The sequence below is a fragment of the Rhizobium sp. K33 genome (assembly GCF_056501445.1).
This window is the reverse complement of the sequence record NZ_CP096479.1, coordinates 40,610-55,382: the sequence shown is the minus strand read 5'-3', so window position 1 is coordinate 55,382 and position 14,773 is coordinate 40,610. Positions and strand designations below refer to the sequence as shown.

14 protein-coding genes are annotated in these 14,773 nt (G+C 58.3%); 6 read left to right on the top strand and 8 right to left on the bottom strand.

Annotation, left to right across the window (positions count from 1 at the left end; all coding sequences use genetic code 11):
• Nucleotides 1-107: 107 nt before the first annotated feature.
• The 5 genes from M1E12_RS22325 to M1E12_RS22305 form a co-directional block, all read right to left on the bottom strand.
• Nucleotides 108-1,190, bottom strand: coding sequence for an ABC transporter permease (locus tag M1E12_RS22325; protein ID WP_479565036.1), 1,083 nt, complete (start codon nt 1,188-1,190; stop codon nt 108-110).
• 20 nt (nt 1,191-1,210) lie between these two features.
• A complete protein-coding gene (locus M1E12_RS22320) occupies nt 1,211-2,764 on the bottom strand; it encodes a sugar ABC transporter ATP-binding protein (RefSeq protein ID WP_479565035.1) in 1,554 nt (517 codons plus the stop codon).
• Nucleotides 2,765-2,827: 63 nt separating this feature from the next.
• On the bottom strand, nt 2,828-3,751 hold the full coding sequence (locus tag M1E12_RS22315) for a sugar ABC transporter substrate-binding protein (RefSeq protein ID WP_479565034.1): 924 nt from the start codon (nt 3,749-3,751) through the stop codon (nt 2,828-2,830).
• Between the two features lie 116 nt (nt 3,752-3,867).
• Complete coding sequence (locus M1E12_RS22310) at nt 3,868-4,680, bottom strand: TIM barrel protein (RefSeq protein ID WP_479565033.1); 813 nt, start codon at nt 4,678-4,680, stop codon at nt 3,868-3,870.
• Between the two features lie 160 nt (nt 4,681-4,840).
• On the bottom strand, nt 4,841-5,872 hold the full coding sequence (locus M1E12_RS22305; RefSeq protein WP_479565032.1) for a LacI family DNA-binding transcriptional regulator: 1,032 nt from the start codon (nt 5,870-5,872) through the stop codon (nt 4,841-4,843).
• A 163-nt stretch (nt 5,873-6,035) separates the two neighbouring features.
• On the opposite strand from M1E12_RS22305, the gene M1E12_RS22300 reads away from it, so the two are divergent.
• The 5 genes from M1E12_RS22300 to iolG are packed head-to-tail and all read left to right on the top strand — an operon-like array spanning nt 6,036 to nt 10,545.
• Nucleotides 6,036-7,127, top strand: coding sequence for a fatty acid desaturase family protein (locus M1E12_RS22300; RefSeq protein WP_479565031.1), 1,092 nt, complete (start codon nt 6,036-6,038; stop codon nt 7,125-7,127).
• Nucleotides 7,128-7,170: 43 nt separating this feature from the next.
• Nucleotides 7,171-7,485, top strand: a complete 315-nt coding sequence (locus tag M1E12_RS22295; protein ID WP_479565030.1) for a MocE family 2Fe-2S type ferredoxin — start codon at nt 7,171-7,173, stop codon at nt 7,483-7,485.
• A gap of 16 nt (nt 7,486-7,501) precedes the next feature.
• Nucleotides 7,502-8,707 carry an NAD(P)/FAD-dependent oxidoreductase gene (locus M1E12_RS22290; protein WP_479565029.1) on the top strand — a complete coding sequence of 402 codons (1,206 nt, stop codon included), beginning with the start codon at nt 7,502-7,504 and terminating at the stop codon, nt 8,705-8,707.
• Nucleotides 8,708-8,731: 24 nt separating this feature from the next.
• Nucleotides 8,732-9,526, top strand: coding sequence for a 3-methyl-2-oxobutanoate hydroxymethyltransferase (locus M1E12_RS22285; RefSeq protein ID WP_479565028.1), 795 nt, complete (start codon nt 8,732-8,734; stop codon nt 9,524-9,526).
• A gap of 23 nt (nt 9,527-9,549) precedes the next feature.
• Nucleotides 9,550-10,545: an inositol 2-dehydrogenase gene (gene iolG / locus M1E12_RS22280; protein WP_479565027.1), complete on the top strand. Its 996-nt coding sequence runs from the start codon at nt 9,550-9,552 to the stop codon at nt 10,543-10,545.
• Nucleotides 10,546-10,910: 365 nt separating this feature from the next.
• Here iolG and M1E12_RS22275 read toward each other — a convergent pair whose 3' ends face one another.
• From M1E12_RS22275 to M1E12_RS22265, 3 genes are all read right to left on the bottom strand, one after another.
• Complete coding sequence (locus tag M1E12_RS22275) at nt 10,911-12,215, bottom strand: TRAP transporter large permease (protein ID WP_479565026.1); 1,305 nt, start codon at nt 12,213-12,215, stop codon at nt 10,911-10,913.
• Nucleotides 12,212-12,625, bottom strand: a complete 414-nt coding sequence (locus M1E12_RS22270; protein ID WP_479565025.1) for a TRAP transporter small permease — start codon at nt 12,623-12,625, stop codon at nt 12,212-12,214. The genes M1E12_RS22275 and M1E12_RS22270 overlap by 4 nt, the downstream gene beginning before the upstream one ends.
• A gap of 95 nt (nt 12,626-12,720) precedes the next feature.
• Complete coding sequence (locus M1E12_RS22265) at nt 12,721-13,695, bottom strand: TRAP transporter substrate-binding protein (protein ID WP_479565024.1); 975 nt, start codon at nt 13,693-13,695, stop codon at nt 12,721-12,723.
• A 305-nt stretch (nt 13,696-14,000) separates the two neighbouring features.
• Here M1E12_RS22265 and M1E12_RS22260 point away from each other — a divergent pair, with 305 nt between their 5' ends.
• Nucleotides 14,001-14,747 (top strand): PIG-L deacetylase family protein, encoded by a 747-nt coding sequence (locus M1E12_RS22260; RefSeq protein WP_479565023.1) that lies wholly within the window; start codon nt 14,001-14,003, stop codon nt 14,745-14,747.
• Nucleotides 14,748-14,773: the final 26 nt, after the last annotated feature.

Here is a 14,773-nt window from a genome sequence, read left to right as displayed (position 1 = left end):
CAAGGCTCCAAGACGTCGGGATGTAAGGGGAAGGGATAAGAAGCTGGGAGGGAGGCGATGCGCGCTCCCCCGAGCCGCATCGCCTCCTCGCGCCCGATGAGATGAACTCAGGCGCGAGATTTTTTCTTCTGACGGTGGACATCGATCACGACTGCCGTGACGATAATCGCGCCTTTGACGATCTCTTGGTAATAGGCGCCGACCTTGAGGAACGTAAAACCAGAGGTCACGACCCCGAGAATTATGACGCCAATGACAGTGCCCGTGATCCGTCCAACGCCACCAGCCAGCGATGTTCTGCCGATTACGGCCGCAGCAATGGCATCGAGTTCGAAGGCGACGCCCATATTCGGTTGACCGGACTGGGCGCGGGCCGCCAGCATCACGCCTGCAACGCCAGACAGAAGGCCGGCCACTGCATAGACCTTGATCAGGTGCTTCCCGATGTCGATGCCGGAGACGCGGGCGGCCTGGGGATTGGCGCCGATGGCATAGGTGAATTTGCCATAACGGGTATAACAGAGCGCGATGTGGCAGATCGTGGCGATGATGAAGAAGACGATCACCGTCCGGGGAACTGGAAAACCCCAGAGATCGAAGCTTTGCCCAAGCCAGGTGAAATTCTCGTTGAGGAGCGCCACCGGTTGCCCCTCGGTATACCATTTCGCAAGACCGCGTGCCGACACCATCATGCCAAGAGTAGCGATGAAGGGCGGAATTCCGGTCTTGGCGATGATTAGTCCATTGATGTAGCCGAGGAGGGCTCCAAGCAAAATGCCTGCTAAAATCGGCCAGATCGGGCTGGAGTCGATGAACCAGTTCAAGCCGAAGGCAGCATATTCGGGTTGCAGGAACACTGCTCGCGCATTGAGCGACGTTTGTGCGAAACTCGCCACGACCATGGCGATGAACCCGACCATCGAACCGGACGACAGGTCAATGCCGCCTGTAATTATCACCTGGGTGACACCCACGGCAATGATCCCGGTAACGGCCACCTGCAGCACGATGATCGAGAGCCGCTGTTTGTTGCCCAAGAAGCTTTCTCCGACGACGTACCAGCCGAGGATTTCGAAGACGAGGGCGATCCCGATCAGGACGGCCAGGATCGAGACTTCTGGTGGCAGTCGCCGAACCTTCTTGAGGCCCGTCTTCGACGTCTCGCCGAGTTCGTTAGTGGCATCTGACATGATTTCCTCCCGGCTGGTCGTCAACGCGACGCCAGCTCCATGATTTTGACTTGGTCAGCTTCCGCGCGGTCCAGGATCCCTGTGACCCGGCCCTCATGCAGCACGACAATCCTGTCGCTCATACCGAGCACTTCCGGCATTTCCGACGAGATCATGATGATCGCGACCCCCTGGCCTGCGAGTTGCGAGATCAGGCGGTGGATCTCGGCTTTTGCACCGACGTCGATGCCACGGGTGGGTTCGTCGAGGATCAGAATTTTCGGATTGGTCATTAGCCACCGACAGATCAGCACCTTCTGCTGATTGCCGCCGGAAAGGTTGATGATAGGTTCGTTCATATCAGGCGTGCGCACGCGAAGCCTGTTGGCCATGTCCGATGCGGCCTTGCTCAACTCCTGCTGTTGCACGAAGCCGAAGTTCACATATCGCTGCTGAAGAACGGCCATCTGGGCGTTCTCCTGGATGTTGAGGAGGAGGAAGCAGCCTGTTTCCTTGCGATCTTCTGTTAGGAAAGCCATGCCGTAGCTCATGGCAACGGATGGTGACGAGACATCAACCTGCTTGCCGAAGAGTTCGATTGTCCCAGCGTCGGCCGGCGTGACGCCGAAAATCGTTTCCGCAACATTCGAGCGGCCCGACCCAACGAGGCCTGCGAAGCCCAGGATCTCTCCCGCCCGCAGATCGAAGGACACATCGCGGAAGACGCCGTTCAGTGTGAGGCCCTTTGCAGATAGGACGACCTCACCGATCTTGGCCGGCTCCTTCGGAAACATCTGGGTGATCTCACGTCCCACCATCATTCGAATGATGTCGTCGCGGGTCACATCGGCTGAGTTGCAGGTCGCGATGTATTTGCCATCACGGAATACCGAGAACTCGTCGGCAATCTCGAAGAGCTCATTCATCTTGTGGGTGATGTAGATGATGCCCTTTCCATCCTCGCGAAGCGACCGGATGATCCGGAAGAGGTGGTTGACCTCTTTCTCGGTTAGAGCGGATGTCGGCTCGTCCATGATGAGGACGTCGGAATCGAAGGAGACGGCCTTCGCAATCTCGACCATCTGACGGCTGGCGACGCTGAGCTTGCCCACCTTGATTTCCGGATCGATGTCGATGCCAAGACGGTCGAAGAGTGCCGCAGTGCGACTGTTCATCTCCGCATGGTCAACGAAGCCGAAACGGTTTAGAGGCTCCCGCCCGATCCAGATGTTCTCGGAGACCGTCATGGGGGCCATCAGGTTCAGCTCCTGATGGATCATCGCAATGCCGTTCTGCAGGGCATCGAGCGGGTTTTTGAGACGAATATCAACGCCGCGCAGCTTGAAGCTGCCGCTGTCTGGCGAGTAGATCCCGGCAAGGATCTTCATCAAGGTCGACTTGCCAGCGCCATTTTCCCCCATCAGAGCATGCACCGTGCCGCGTCGCAGCTTTAGCTGCACATCGTCGAGAGCAACGACGCCCGGAAATTCTTTCCGCACATCTGAGACCTCCAGCAGGTATTCACTATGTGGGACGGCCCCGCTGGCCCGTACGGCCTGCATTGTCTGCGGGCTCAATGCCTGTGTTCGTGCCATCTCGGCTCCTCCCCGAATGACAGACCCGCCGCCTTGATGACGGCGGGCCTCTTCATCCTTGCATCAGTTCTTTGTGACGAACTGATCCATGTTCTCAGGTGTCACGAGCTGGAACGGGATCCAGACCTTTGCATCAACCTTGTCGCCTTTGGCGAGCTTGATGGCAGCATCGACTGCACCAGCACCCTGGCCGAAAGCGTCCTGGAAGACGGTGACATCGAGATCGCCTGCCTTCATGTAGGCGAGCGCTTCCTGTGTGGCATCGATGCCAGCAACCACGACCTCATCCATGCCCCAGCCAGCGGCCTTCATGGCATTGATGGCGCCGATTGCCATGTTGTCGTTGTTGGCGATGACAGCAGCCGGCTTGTGACCCGCCGCGATCCAGTTGGTCATCAGATCCTGTGCCTTGACTGGATCCCAGACTGCAGTCTGTTCGTCGAGGATCTTCATGCCGGCACAGTCCGGGGTCGCGATCACGTCGTGGATGTCCTTGGTACGCTGGACGGCTGCCTGGTTGGCCAGGTCGCCGACCATGACGAGGATGTCACCCTTGCCGCCGAGGATGCGGCAGACTTCCTTGGTCTGCAACGTGCCGGACTCCACTTCGTCCGAGGCTACGAAAGCGCCCTTCGGACCCAGCGCGTCGACGTCGGACGGCATGCGATTGACGTAAACGATCGGGATGCCAGCGTCGTTGGCAAGCTTGGTCATCGGCGCGGTCGCAGACGTGTCTACGGCATTGACGATGATTGCGTCGACTTTGGACGCGATGAAGTTCTGGATCTGCGAAAGCTGCTTCTGGACGTCGTCATCGGCGATTTCGATCTGCACTGGTTGGCTAGCATCGCCCGCGGCCTTTTCGATGCCCTTGCGCAGCACGGTCAAAAAGGTGTCGGAGTTGGCCATCGATACGCCGATATTGCCTGCCATTGCGCTGGATGCCATCAGCACGCCCAGAATGGCGCCTGCCATAAGTTTCTTCATTTTCAGTCCTCCACATGTTGTTCGGTGCCCGGCAACACCCCTTAAAGCCGGCACGCCTCCTCCCAGGAGGCAATTCGCCCGGACGTCCAACTCCTCCTGGCCATCCGGGGATTTGATCAGAGCGTCTTTCTCACGAAGTCCATGCTGCCCTTAACGAGGCCGACGACGTCGGATGTGGCATGGACCGAAGGGGAGAAAGGCTCAAAAGAGAAGGGGCCCGCGTAACCCTGTGCCAGCATCGCGCGGATCTGGACGACATTGCCGAGGCGATCTGCATCTGTAACCATCACACGATGCGGGTCGCGCATTTGGTCTAGGCTGACTTGAGCGTCATCAACGCCTGAGATGTGAACCAGCCCGGTCATTGCCGGGAAAATTTCATGTTCGCCAGCCAGTACGTGGTGGAAAGTGTCGTGCACAAGCTGGAAGCGATCCACGCCATTGATAGCGTTGATCGCATCAACGGCTTCCTTCTTGGAGCGCAGGGAACAGATCTGGAAGCCCAGCGGCTCGACCAGACCAATGATGCCGGCCTGCTCGAGGATTGGCTTCAGCCCCTTGAGCGCTACACGAAGATTCCCCTGACGTTCGCCCTCAAGCTTGCCTGAGCCGTCATTGACAGGCACCAGCACGAGTGCCTTTGCCCCACATGCGGCGGCATATGTCGCAAGGCTTCGCGCCTCCTCCTCTCGTGACGGCGTCCATTCGTTGAAGCGCTGGAGCGCGTTGATGGAAATGATCTCTGCGCCTTCTGCGGCTGCAAGCTCGCGGACCTGGTATGGCGAAGTCCCATCAAGAATAGCATTGCCGGGGAGATCATTGCGGATCTCAAACTGGTTGATGCCGAGGGTTTTGCCGAGCTTGAAAAAAGCGCCAAGCGGCATCTGTGGCGCAACCATATGGTTGAGCGCGAAAGTGGGCGCAGCCATGAAATTCTCCCAAAGTGTCTGACATGCCCCCTGTTCCTCCTCGGGGCTTGCTGACCTTGAAATCATCAGGTTTCATGACGTTCGTCAAAGCGGAATTAGAGGTATTTCGTTTCATTCATGATAGAATTTGGCAATTGTAATGATGGAATTCCATCTTTGGTCAGATGTTCTCTGGGACGTATAGCTCCGGAGACAGGAACGTTTGCCCGGGGGCAGTCGCCGGACCGCTATCCACGGCCTCCACCATTAACTGAACCAGTTCACGGCAAAGGTTCGCGAGGGGAGTGGCGATAGCCATTGTCACGATCTCATCTGCAAGTGCGGCACGGGAGATCGGTGTCAGTTCGTTGACCACAACGATGTGCTTTCCGCCGAGCTTTTCTTCCCTGATGGCGGAGATCGCGCCTTCCATGCCGCCGCCCGCAACGTAGAAGCCGACCAGATCGGGGTGGCGCAGCAGCAGATCGAGCGTTGCTTCATGCGTGATCTGTACGGTCTCGAGGTTTACGAGGGTGTCGAGAACCTCGAAATCGGGAGCATGTTCGCGAAAGTAGGAGCGGAAGCCAATCTCACGCAGCTCGTGCCCGTGAAAGCGGTGGCTTCCTACGAAGACGGCCACCTTTCCAGGCTTCTTCGAGGTCTTGGCGATCATCCAAGCTGCTGTTCGCCCGGCCTTCCGGTTGTTTAGCCCGACATACCCCTCCCTGATCCCTGAGGCGAAGTCGGAGAGCATTGAGAATACCGGCACGCTTTTCGCCTTCAGCTCTTCTACGACGACCGAAAGAGCAGGATAATCAGGCGCGGTCATTGCGACGGCCTGGTTCCGTCCGCCCACCTCACGAAGCTTGTCTGCCAGTTCAGAAGGTGTCTGGGATGTGCAGAAATCGATCTGCGCGACACCCCGTATTCCGGGATGGTTCTGCACCGCGATCTCAATCTCGCGCGCGAACGCCTGGTAGAAATGATGATCCGGCTTCTGCAGCACGAATCCCAACTTGTATTGGGGCAGTCCCTCGAACACTCGCTGCCTTAGCAACCCGACTGCATGGAAGCCGATTTCGTTTGCCGCGTCGTAGACCCGTCTTGCCGTATCTTCACGAACCTTGTGTCGACCGTTCAAAACCCGGTCGACAGTCGCAACGCTTACGCCTGCCGCTTTAGCGAGGTCGGCAATGGTAGGGCGCGATGCCATATCCGTTCCTTTCTGAGGTCATTCTATCATTTATAAATACCAGTATGATATGAAATGATAGAATATATCAAGGCCCCATTGAGTGGATCGAAATCCGCGATATTCCTTCTGGCAATCGTCAAGCGAATTGGTCCGGCTAGAACCGGACAGGCAGGAGGAAATCGTGGCGAGCACAGCAAGCAAGAGAGATTACAGCCTATTGGGACGTGATGCCCAGGCTGCGGTTGCCAATGGGCTTTCGGCGGCCGAGTGGTATCACACCGATGTTCCCCGCAAGCAGATGAAGGAATTGATGAAGCGCGAGGATGGCCCGGCTATTCGCGACACTGCGATTTGGCTCGGTGCCATGATCGTCTTCGGCGGCCTCGGCGTGTATTTCTGGGGCAGCCTTTGGGCGATCCCATTCTTCCTCGCCTACGGCGTGCTCTACGGGTCGGCATCTGACAGCCGGTGGCACGAATGCGGTCATGGCACGGCCTTCAAGACGATGTGGATGAATAACGTCGTCTACCAGATCGCCTGCTTCATGATCATGCGCAATCCGGTCACCTGGCGTTGGAGCCACACCCGGCATCACACCGATACCGTTATCGTTGGTCGAGACCCGGAAATCGCCGTCATGCGTCCGCCGGATCTTATGCGGCTGGTCTTGAACTTCTTCGGTCTGCTCGATGCCTGGCACGCTCTGATCGACATGGTTCGTAACGCCTTTGGGGTGATCAGCGCTGAAGAAAAGACGTTTGTTCCTGAAAGCGAACAGCCGAAGGCCATCCGGGTCGCGCGCATCTGGCTGGCGATCTATCTCGCGACGGGAGCTCTCGCCGTCTACATGGGGTCGATCCTGCCCTTCATGCTGATAGGTCTGCCGCGGCTCTACGGTGCCTGGCATCACGTGATGACAGGCCTGCTGCAGCATGGTGGCCTTGCGGACAATGTCATCGATCATCGGCTCAACAGCCGGACAGTCTACATGAACCCGATCAGTCGGTTCATTTACTGGAACATGAACTACCACGTCGAACACCACATGTTTCCGATGGTGCCCTATCACGCGCTGCCCAAGCTGCACGCCATGATCAAGGATGACCTGCCGGAGCCTAACCCGTCGATCCTCCATGGCTATCGCGAGATGATCCCGGCCTTCCTGCGCCAGCTCCGCAATGAGGATTACTTCCTCAAGCGGCAACTGCCGCCGACCGCCAAGCCATATCGCGAAGACTTTCATGGCGAGGCTATGGCCCCGGCGGCCGAATAAAACGGGCTGGCTTTCACGAATTGAGTATGGGGAGGAGAACCCAATGAGCAATTGGATTGACGTCTGCGAGGCGGACGAAATCGACGAAGAGGACGTCGTACGCTTCGACCACGAGGGCAAGAGCTTCGCTATATATCGCAGCCCTGAGGATACGTACCATGCAACCGACGGCCACTGCACACATGAGCATGTGCATCTGGCGGACGGCCTCGTGATGAACGACATCATTGAATGTCCGAAACACAACGGCCGCTTCAATTACAAGACGGGCGAGGCCAAGGGCGCTCCCGTTTGCGTCAACCTGAAGACCTATCCTGTGAAGGTCGAGGGCGGTCGCGTGCTGATCCAGGTTGGCTGACATGGTGACTTCCGGCATGGCCATAGTTGGCGCGGGCGAAGCGGGTGTCCGCGCCGCCTTTGCCTTACGCGAACAAGGATACCAGGGCACGATCAGCCTCATCGGGGATGAACCCCATCTGCCTTATGAGCGACCGCCCCTGTCAAAGGCGGGAGCCGAGGCCGACACCGTGCGGGCAATCGTTGCCGAGGCCCGGTTCGCCGAAGCAGGAATCTCGTACCGCCGGGGGGCTCGCGTTTCCGCCATCGAGCGCACCGCCCATTCACTGTTTTTAGACAGCGGCGAAACGCTCGCTTATGGGCGACTGCTTCTGGCAACCGGGGCTTCGCCACGAAAGCTTCCCGGTCTGAGCTATGGGAAACGTATTCACACCTTACGGACTGTAGAGCAGGCTGCAGCCATCCGCGGGGCGATGCGGCAAGGCCAACACCTCGCCATCTTGGGCGGAGGCTTTATCGGCTTGGAACTTGCAGCCATGGGCCGGAAGCTTGGAGCCATGGTAACCCTCATCGAAATGCAGCCACGTGTGCTGATGCGCGGTGTGCCTGAACGACTGGCTCTGGCACTTCAGGCTCGCCACGAGGAGGAGGGTGTCGGCATTGTCTGTGGCGTGGGGGTCGAGAGCATCGATGAGGACGAAGCACGTGTGATCATTGCACTTGTCGACGGACGGCATATCCACGCTGATGCACTGGTGGTGGGGATTGGCGCAGAGCCCCATACGGCCTTGGCGGAGCAGGCGGGGCTCTCCATCGACAATGGTATTGCCGTCGATGATTATCTCCGCACGGATGATCCTGATATCTTCGCGGCCGGTGACTGCTGCTCCTATCCTGTTGCAGTTTATGGCGGCCGACGCGTTAGGCTCGAATCCTGGAGGAACGCTCAGGAGCAGGGCAGCGCGGCGGCAGCCAACATGCTCGGCAAGGCCGAAGCTTTCGACGCCGTACCTTGGTTCTGGTCGGATCAATATGACATGACGCTGCAGGTGGCCGGCTTAGCCGACGGCGCCGTCGCGACTGTTGCTCGTCCCTTGTCCGATGACGCGGAAATCCTCTTTCACCTCGATGGCGATGGACGACTTCTCGCAGCCAGCGGCCTTGGCCGAGGAGGCGCCGTTGCGCGCGATATCCGGCTCGCTGAGATGCTGATCGCACGGCGGGCGCATCCGGACCCAGCAGCGCTAACCGACCCTGCTACCAAGCTTAAATCCCTTTTGTAGGCGCCAAGCGCCAGAGGAAGATCCATGAAATCGAAACGTCCCACTGTCGCTGACATCCTGGCACTCAAGGGCAAGCGGCAATTGAGCATGTTGCGGGTTGTCACGCTCGAAGAGGCAGAGGCTGCTGAAATGGCCGGGATCGAAATGGTCTCCGTTCCCCCGGCTTTGCTCGGACCAGCCTTCCGCGAAGCGGCCCCGACGGTGTTTGCTGTTCCTGGCCTGGAATACGGCGACTTCATCACCGCGGAGGAGTATCTCCGAGCCGCGTTCCAGGCGATGCGAGCGGGCGGCGATGCCGTCTATTGCGCAGCCAGCCTCGGCATCATTCGCAGGTTGCGTGACGAAGGCATCCCGGTCTGCAGTCATGTCGGCCTCATCCCCTCGAAGGCAACCTGGACCGGCGGTTTCAAGGCTGTCGGGAAGACGGCCGAAAGCGCGCTTTCGATATGGCATGCCGTGAAGGCTCTGGAAGAGGCGGGGGCTTTCGCAGCGGAAATCGAGGTCGTTCCGGCTGATGTTGCGGCGCTTATCAGCTCGAACACTTCGCTCTTCATGATTTCAATGGGCGCGGGCGCTGGCTGTGATGCGCAGTATCTTTTCGCTGACGACGTGCTCGGCCAAACCCGTGGCCACGTTCCCCGCCACGCCAAGACGTATCGCAATTTCGCGGCGGAGTACGACCGTCTTCAGCAAGAGCGGATTGCCGCTTTCCGCGAATTTCGTCAGGACGTCGAAAGCGGTGCCTATCCAGCCGATCGACACAATGTCGGTGTGCCGGCCGACGAACTTGCCCGCTTCAACACCATGATCAACGGCTGACCGAGCCGATAGGAGAGAAGACCATGACTGTAAACTTCGCCCTTCTGGGCGCGGGCCGTATCGGCCGTGTCCATGCCAAGGCCGTGAGCAGCAATCCAGATGCGAAGCTGGTCGCCGTGGCCGATGCTTTTCCGGCCGCCGCCCAATCAATCGCGGCTCAGTATGGCGCAGAGGTTCGTACCATTGATGAAATCGAGGCGGCCCGCGACATCCATGCAGTAATCATCTGCACACCGACAGATACGCATGCCGATCTGATCGAAAGGTTTGCGAGGGCCGGCAAGGCCATCTTCTGCGAGAAGCCAGTTGACCTGGACATAGCCCGCGTCAAAGCGTGTATCGACGTCGTCAAGGAGACAGACGCCAAGCTGATGGTTGGCTTCAACCGCCGCTTCGATCCGCATTTCATGGCGGTGAAGGAGGCGATCGACGATGGTCGCATCGGCAAGGTCGAGATGATTACCATCACATCCCGCGATCCCGGTCCGCCGCCGCTAGACTATATCGCCCGCTCTGGCGGCATCTTCCGTGACATGACGATCCACGACTTCGACATGGCCCGATTCCTTCTCGACGGCGAGCAGATCGCATCTGTCTCCGCCCACGCTGCTGTTTTGGTTGACCCTGCTATTGGCACTGCAGGCGATTACGACAGTGTCACAATTATTTTGGAAACCATTAGCGGACGCCAGGCAGTGATCTCCAATTCCCGCCGTGCCACCTATGGCTATGACCAGCGTATCGAAGTCCACGGTTCGATGGGTTCGGCCAGCGCGGAAAACCAGCGTCCAATCTCGATTGAGGTGGCGACTGCTGAAGGCTACACCCGCCCGCCGCTGCATGACTTCTTCATGACCCGCTACACCGAAGCCTACGCCAACGAAATTGCCGGCTTCATCGCAGCGGTTGAAAGTGGTGCGCCGCTCTCTCCTAGCGGAGAAGATGGTTTGTCGGCACTCGAATTGGCTGACGCAGCACTGGAGAGTGTGCGGACCAAGAGGCGCATTATTCTCGGTTGAGCTCAGCCGTAGGATGCCGAGGAGCAGGCATGGCTTTGCTGAAATGAGGCGTCGTTTACATGTTCTCACGGGGCGTCGAAACGGTATTCAAATCCTGAACGAGTGCCGCGCTTTGCCGTCCAGAGCTCGCTGATTGGCTTGGCCGTCGCGCGGGCGCAGACTCATATTCAGCGTCCGCCGACATACGTGGTGTGCCGCCATCCTCGATGTTGCGAGCTTGCAATCTCCGGGCAGCATGCTTCACTACGCCCCGATCATATCGCTGCGCTACAGCACTTGCCGGCTCTTGACTTCGGTGAGACTGCTCCGGCATAGCCTTGAATCCCGCTTGTCTCCGTGGCGTGCTGGGACAACAGCTTGCGCGTTTAGCCGTACATTGAATTCGGCAGGATCAATGCGATCTGCGGGAAAACGATGATAAGCAGCAGTGCGACTATCATCACCAGTAGGAAGGGCATGACCCCTTTGAAGATCGTAGCCAGGGGGACATCACCAGCTACACCCCGAACGACGAATACATTCATGCCAACCGGCGGAGTGATCATGCCCATTTCAATCACGATGACAGCCACAACTCCGAACCAAATCGGGTCGAAACCGAATGACATCATGATCGGGTAGACGATAGGAATGGTTACTACAAGCATCGCGAGTCCATCCATAAACATTCCGAGCACGATGTATGCCAGGATGATAACAGCGAGCGAGCCGTAGGCGCCTAGTCCCAGACCCTGAAGACCATCGCCGAGCACCGCAGGAATACGGGTGACAGCAAGGAACGGGTTCAGCACATTAGCGCCGATTACGATGGCATATAACATCGCGGTGGTGCGCAAAGTGTCCTGAACCGCGCTCCAAAAGCCACCAAGCGTAATTGATCGGGTGGTGAAGGCCAGTAGGATAACGAGCGCTGCCCCGATTCCCGAGGCTTCAACGGGAGTGAAGACCCCGACATAGATCCCGCCGATGGAGAGTATCATCACACCGAGGAGGGGCGCGGACCGACGTACTGTGCCGAGCTTCTCCCCAAGTGTCATTGCCCGGCCCCGGGGGCCAGCGGTCGGATCCCTAAGTGCCACAAACCACACAACGGTGACAAAAAGCCCCGTGAGCAGAAGGCCCGGGATCACGCCTGCCATGAATAGGCGACCAATGGATTGCTCGGTCAGGATCGCATACAGCACGAAGCCCGTTGAAGGTGGAATGAGGAAGCCCAGTGTCCCACCAGCTGCAATCGCACCTGTCGACAGTCCTGGAGAATAGCCAAGACGTTTCATCTCGGGAAGTGCCACCTTACCGAGTGTTACTGCCGTAGCAACCGAAGACCCACAGACGGCGGCAAAGGCTGCGCAGGCGATCACGGATGCGGACGCGAGGCCGCCCCGGAAGCGCCCGACCCATGCATACGCGGCATCGTAAAGACCGGAGCTGAAGCCTGCAGCTGACGATACGTTGCCGAGCAGAACGAACATTGGCGCGACAATCAATGAGTAAGAAGCCACTGCCGAGAAGCTCTCCGTGACGACTACCCCACCTGCGGATCGGAGACCTTCCAGCGCCCACATCCCGAAAAAACCGACACACATCATGGCGAAGGCAACCGGCATGCGCAGAAGCATCAGGAGGAAGAGGCTCCCGATGCCGATAAATCCGACTGTCATGGGGCTCATTCTTTAGCCTTTCCAGCAACTAACAGTAGGAACTCCGAGGCGAGGACCAGCACGCACAGCGAGATGCCGATAACAAGCACCCCGTAGAACGGCCAGAGGGGCATGCCCAGCATGTTAGTGGTGTCCTCGAACTCCAGAGCGTCCAGGAGCTTGTCCGATGCTCGGACGACAAGGATTAACAGAACGAAACCCGATAGGAGCCGTGAAAGAACATCGCCTAACCGGCGACCGCGAGGGCCAAGCCATTCATCGAAAATGTCCACACGCACATGGGCGTCGTTCCAAGTGGCATAGGGCAGGGCTAGCATGACCAGGGCGACGCCCGCCATCTGCACGATCTCGTCGACCCCGGTGATCGGCATATTCAGAAGATACCGTGTCAGGACGCCAACGGTGATGGTTGCCATCATGAACAGGAGGCTGACACCGGCGAATACCGACAGGGCGCTTGTGGCGCGGTGGACTGACCGCGCCAGATATGAGTCTGGAGACCTGAGCATTGTGGTCACTTCGATACCAACGCGTCAACCAACGCCTTTGCTTCGGGGCCGGTTTGGGTCACAATCCTGGCTGTTACCTGATCGGCGATCTCGTTGAACGGAGCAGCCTGCTCGGGCGTGAGGCGGATGACTTCCTTGCCCGGCATTGCTGCAAGTGCCTCGATACCTGACGCCGCCACTTTCAATTGGCTCTGCTGACCGTTCAATGAAGCCTGCTTCCCGGCTTTCGCAACGGCAGCCTTCTGCTCATCGCTCAAAGCCTGCCAGGCGTCACGGTTCATGACGATAAAGAACGGCGAGTTCGTCGTCTTCATGCCAAGCGTCACGTAGTTCGCGACTTCGCCCAGCTTGAATGCTTTGGTGGCCGTGCCGTCGATCATCGCAGCGTCAATCACGCCAGTCTGGAGCGCGTTGTAGACTTCGCTCACAGGCATCGACACGGGCGTGCCGCCCCAGGCCTCGACCAGAAGGCCAGAGTTGCGGGAGGGGACGCGGACCTTCATGCCCTTGATGTCGTCCAGCGTGCGGATCGGTTTCTTCGCGCTGTAGAGGATGTTCTCTGCGCTTGACCAAAGGGCGACGAGCGGGGTCCGCTTGTATTCCGACTTCAGGAGATCGATGTGCTTCCAAAGCGTGTCTGTGCCGGTGCTTTCCACCAGCACGCCCGGGAGTTCTGCTGCCAGTGTCAGCGGGAAGTTCGAGGCAGTATAGCCGGGCAGACTGATTGACAGATCGGCCACTCCGTCTACGGCGCGAGCATATTGTTCTGTCGGTCCTGCTCCAAGTTCGCCGCCATTGTAAAGTTGAACCTTGACTTCACCCTTCGTCAGATCTTCCACGGCTTTGGCGAAGGGTTCAAAAGTCGATGACACATAGGGATGCGTCGGTGCCATGAAGTTTGCGAACTTGAGTGTTTCGGCGTTGACAGTCCCGAACCCTGAAACCAAGAGAGCCCCGCCGAGTGCGATTATCTTGCGCATGCCTTCCTCCCATTTGAGACATTGATAATGCTGCTTCCGGGATCCATCGCGCTGGACGGCCTGGATGGCCAATTCAAAGCGAGGCCTTCACCATAATATTTAGCTATAAGAACGGGTGCTGCACGGGTGATCTCTGCCACAGGCCGTGCGCTGCCGCTTGCAAGATCCTGTCGCGCGCGGTGCTTGTAGAATTGCAGTCACCCGGCGAGACTATAGCGTGAACTTATGAGAGCTGCGCCGGTTTCGATTTGAACCCGCACGCCAGAGCGAGCATCTAGACGTAAACAAATCGAGGAGATGTTTCTATGACAGCGAATGGTTCGACGTCCAAGTCAGCCCTTGTAATCAGTGCTCATGCGGCAGACTTCGTGTGGCGTTGCGGCGGGGCAATCGCGCTTCACGCCGCCATGGGATACGAGGTTACGGTTGTGTGCCTGTCCTTTGGAGAGCGCGGCGAGTCTGCGAAGTTGTGGAAGCAGCCGGGGATGACGCTGGATCGGGTGAAGGCTGCGCGGCGTGCCGAGGCGGAAAAGGCAGCGCAGGCTCTCGGCGTTCACAATCTGATCAGCTTCGATCTCGGTGACTATCCGCTTCGCCTGACGGACGAGGACAAATACCGTCTGGTCGACGTCATCAGGGATGTCCAGCCGTCCTTCATGCTCAGCCATTCTCAATATGACCCTTATAATACCGACCACATGTATGCCACGCAGGTAGCGCTCGAGACGCGCATGATAGCCCAGGCTTGGGGTCATAATCCTGGCCAGAAGGTGCTCGGCGCTCCGCAGCTTTATCTTTTCGAGCCGCATCAAACGGAGCAGATGGGCTGGAAGCCGGATGTGTTTCTCGACATTACGCCCGTCTGGGATAAAAAACGTGCGGCCATTGAGTGCATGGAGGGCCAGGAGCATCTCTGGGAGTTCTACACGCGGGTCGCAGAGAACCGCGCCAACCATTTCATGCGCAATTCCGGCGGTCAGTCGGGTGGGCGGACGGCCAAATATGCCGAAGGCTTCCAGTCGATCTTCCCGCGCACGGTTGATGAACTTTAATGCTCAGGGGTCGGTTCGGAGCCGGC

What these genes read in the sequence shown, in the direction of transcription:
- M1E12_RS22285 (WP_479565028.1), top strand. Translation starts at nt 8,732, where the DNA reads ATGAAATCGAAACGTCCCACTGTCGCTGACATCCTGGCACTCAAGGGC.
- M1E12_RS22290 (WP_479565029.1), top strand. Translation starts at nt 7,502, where the DNA reads ATGGCCATAGTTGGCGCGGGCGAAGCGGGTGTCCGCGCCGCCTTTGCC.
- M1E12_RS22315 (WP_479565034.1), bottom strand. Translation starts at nt 3,751, where the DNA reads ATGAAGAAACTTATGGCAGGCGCCATTCTGGGCGTGCTGATGGCATCC.
- M1E12_RS22275 (WP_479565026.1), bottom strand. Translation starts at nt 12,215, where the DNA reads ATGAGCCCCATGACAGTCGGATTTATCGGCATCGGGAGCCTCTTCCTC.
- M1E12_RS22310 (WP_479565033.1), bottom strand. Translation starts at nt 4,680, where the DNA reads ATGGCTGCGCCCACTTTCGCGCTCAACCATATGGTTGCGCCACAGATG.
- M1E12_RS22325 (WP_479565036.1), bottom strand. Translation starts at nt 1,190, where the DNA reads ATGTCAGATGCCACTAACGAACTCGGCGAGACGTCGAAGACGGGCCTC.
- iolG (WP_479565027.1), top strand. Translation starts at nt 9,550, where the DNA reads ATGACTGTAAACTTCGCCCTTCTGGGCGCGGGCCGTATCGGCCGTGTC.
- M1E12_RS22265 (WP_479565024.1), bottom strand. Translation starts at nt 13,695, where the DNA reads ATGCGCAAGATAATCGCACTCGGCGGGGCTCTCTTGGTTTCAGGGTTC.
- M1E12_RS22295 (WP_479565030.1), top strand. Translation starts at nt 7,171, where the DNA reads ATGAGCAATTGGATTGACGTCTGCGAGGCGGACGAAATCGACGAAGAG.
- M1E12_RS22320 (WP_479565035.1), bottom strand. Translation starts at nt 2,764, where the DNA reads ATGGCACGAACACAGGCATTGAGCCCGCAGACAATGCAGGCCGTACGG.
- M1E12_RS22260 (WP_479565023.1), top strand. Translation starts at nt 14,001, where the DNA reads ATGACAGCGAATGGTTCGACGTCCAAGTCAGCCCTTGTAATCAGTGCT.
- M1E12_RS22270 (WP_479565025.1), bottom strand. Translation starts at nt 12,625, where the DNA reads ATGATGGCAACCATCACCGTTGGCGTCCTGACACGGTATCTTCTGAAT.
- M1E12_RS22305 (WP_479565032.1), bottom strand. Translation starts at nt 5,872, where the DNA reads ATGGCATCGCGCCCTACCATTGCCGACCTCGCTAAAGCGGCAGGCGTA.